Genomic DNA, 2,996 nt, shown 5'->3' on the forward strand with positions numbered 1-2,996 from the left:
AAAGTTTCTGGGGATGTTTTGCATCTTTATTTACTTTTTTTACAATTTTGCTTGTAATAAATTATAGAAACTCCCTTCTATATTCAAGTGCCTTTCTCTTCAGAATCCTTTACATATATAAACACACTATATCAGTAGAACTCTTTTTTTGTTTTTTCTTGTTCTTTTACATTTGTTATTTTTCCAGCCAATACTATACCTCCGACAATCAAAATTACGGTTCCCCAGTATAAAATAGGATTACTCATGGTTCATGTATTATCATGTTGGCTACAGTCCAAGCAATTACACCGCCACCAATATAAATAATAATTTGAAAACGATCAACACATGTTATAAACAGGCTGCTTCCCAAAATTATAATAGGAATACTCATCAATAATAACAATTGATAACAAGACTGAAAAAAATTCAATTGAAAATAACTCCAATGTTTTTACCTCAATTTGTACTTAAAACAAATTGTGAGCAGCAATTAATAATAGTATAAATCCGCTTAAAGCAGTGCTAAATTGTCCGATTGTCCACGATCCAATTCTTACGTTTGCAACTTTTTTTCCTAATTTCACTCCGAGCCAAATCGTTAAAAAACTGAATATCGCTGCTGCTAGTGAAATAGCAAACGGAGACAGTTTTAATAATCCTGCACCTAAGCCGTTCGTAAGGGCATTCATAGATATAGCAATACCAAGAACAATAGCTTCAAAAAAACTAATATCTCCTGATTGATCAAGGTCGGCTTTTTCAGGAGATTTTAAGTATCCAGTAATCACATTCGAAACAGATTCATCCTCATCAAGTACTTTTTGACTAACTTTCTTTTTTCTTGGAACTGCCATTAAAATAATTCTTAAACCAATTACGAATAAAAACAATGTACCAATAACATTAGATAATGTACCCGGAAACACTGTTGAAATGTATTGCCCAAATCGAATACCTATTTCACTAAAAATAAAAGCAATAATTGCAATGATAAAGTTAGCTAATAAACTTATACGAATATTACGGATACCATAAGATATACCTACCCCAAAGTTATCAATACTAGATGATAATGAAAGTAACAAAATAGTAATCAAAGCTGCTATAGTCATAGTTGTTATCTCCCTTTTGTATAACATCTTTCTCTCATTATTAGACTTCATCAATCAAAAGGACCTTAGTGATTACCAAGCTCTTTTTGCTAATTGAGGAAAACAGTAATTATTTTCTGGGTTATTGTATGATACATATTAAAAAGTGTTCGAATGTAAAATGAAAACGCTAAGAACCAGTTTAGTTAAGCTCTTAGCGTACATTTTCCGCGTTTGATGCCGCTCCCCTATCGCCATTTGTTATTCCCAAAAACGAAAAAAATGAGCTAAATTCTCATAGATAACTGCGGTGGGACAAAATTTTTGTTTTTGGGGTACTTCAAAATATTAGCTTGATAAGCATGGGCCAGACCCCAAAAGGACTAGTAAAATATTAACTAACATATGCAATTCTGTATAAATTACTATAATAGGCTCAAGTCGTTTGTATACTAACTATATAAATCCATTTTAATTTTTCGACATCTAAATCCCTTTAAATTATCGGACTAAGGAATCACTTGCCACCTGTTGACTGATCCAAATCTTAAACTATTTAAAAATTAATGGCTATGGGAGTGCTCCCATAGCCATTAAGCTAAAATTTTAATCCTCAAAATAAGAAACTCCTAAAATCATATTATATATTCTACCTTTTCACTAGAATTTTGATAAATTATCTCTATTTCTAATATTTTGCCTCTATTTGTTTTCCTTTTCTATCTTCAAATTCTGCATGCAGCTGTGCAGTTTTGTTTATCTGATTTTCAAAGTTATTTTTAGATACTTCTAGTTTAATTGTTTGACCATTTATGAATTCAATGAGAATATTTCCATGTGGAAGTTTTGTCACACTTTCAATATGACTGATTGTAAAATTGCAGAGGGGTGTTCCTTGATGACAAATAGTAAAATGAATCCTAAGGTTGATGAATTTTTAAATACAGCCAAAAAGTGGAAGGAAGAATATGAGAAATTAAGAAATATCGTTCTTGACTGTGAGCTAACCGAAGAATTTAAATGGATGCATCCTTGTTACACGTTTGAGAAAAAAAACATAGTTTTAATACATGGATTTAAAGAATACTGTGCACTTTCGTTTCACAAAGGTGCCTTGTTACAGGATACTCATGGGATTCTAATCCAACAAACGGAGAATGTACAGGCGGGGCGCCAGATTCGGTTCACCAATATTCAAGAAATAGTTGAAATGGAAACCACCTTGAAAGCCTATATTTATGAAGCCATTGAAGTTGAAAAAGCCGGTTTAAAGGTGAAAAAGAAAGAGCATAAAGAATTCATAATTCCTGAAGAACTTCAAAATAAATTCAATGAAATGCCTACTTTTAAAACTGCTTTTGAATCATTGACACCGGGACGGCAAAGAGCATACATTTTTTATTTTTCTCAAGCCAAACAAGCCAAAACTCGAGAGTCAAGGGTTGAAAAATATATCCAGAGAATTCTCGATGGAAAGGGATTAAATGATTGTACTTGTGGGCTATCTCAAAAGCTGCCCAACTGTGACGGTTCACACAAGTTATTGGATAAGAAAAAATAGTAATCAAACTTTAAGATATTGTCGCACTTTGCGTTCATTCGAACTCTTTTTAGATCGCATTAAAATGAAAAAATACGCTATCCTTTCTGTAGAATCATAGGAAAGGATGGTGTTTTTGACATGAACTTATCGACTTTTGATAAACTAGAATTGTTTTCTAGACTTTATCACAACAAAAGGAGCTAAACGATAGATATTAGCTCCTCTTATTTGCAAATTATTTAATTATAAAGGATACGATTACTAAAATGACAAGCAAAATTCCACCTAAGAGTTGTCCTAATCCAGAGGCCTCTCCAAGAATCAACAAATTGAAAAGATTTTTTCTTGTTTGGGTTTTTCCTACGAATGCATCATCT

Annotated in this window: 3 protein-coding genes; 1 reads left to right on the forward strand and 2 read right to left on the reverse strand. The window is 32.1% G+C overall.

All coding sequences use genetic code 11. The annotated features are described in order from the left end of the window. Window positions 1-452 precede the first annotated feature (452 nt). Complete coding sequence (gene ytaF, locus V7183_RS23270) at window positions 453-1,097, reverse strand: sporulation membrane protein YtaF (RefSeq protein ID WP_097899325.1); 645 nt, start codon at window positions 1,095-1,097, stop codon at window positions 453-455. Between the two features lie 667 nt (window positions 1,098-1,764). Continuing rightward, window positions 1,765-2,007 (reverse strand): competence protein ComK, encoded by a 243-nt coding sequence (locus V7183_RS23275; RefSeq protein WP_335360991.1) that lies wholly within the window; start codon window positions 2,005-2,007, stop codon window positions 1,765-1,767. Here V7183_RS23275 and V7183_RS23280 point away from each other — a divergent pair. Beyond that, window positions 1,975-2,637, forward strand: a complete 663-nt coding sequence (locus V7183_RS23280; RefSeq protein ID WP_335360990.1) for a DUF1801 domain-containing protein — start codon at window positions 1,975-1,977, stop codon at window positions 2,635-2,637. The genes V7183_RS23275 and V7183_RS23280 overlap by 33 nt on opposite strands. Window positions 2,638-2,996 lie beyond the last annotated feature (359 nt).

Origin of the sequence: Bacillus sp. JJ1127 (assembly GCF_036965845.1) — a bacterium.
GTDB lineage: Bacteria > Bacillota > Bacilli > Bacillales > Bacillaceae_G > Bacillus_A.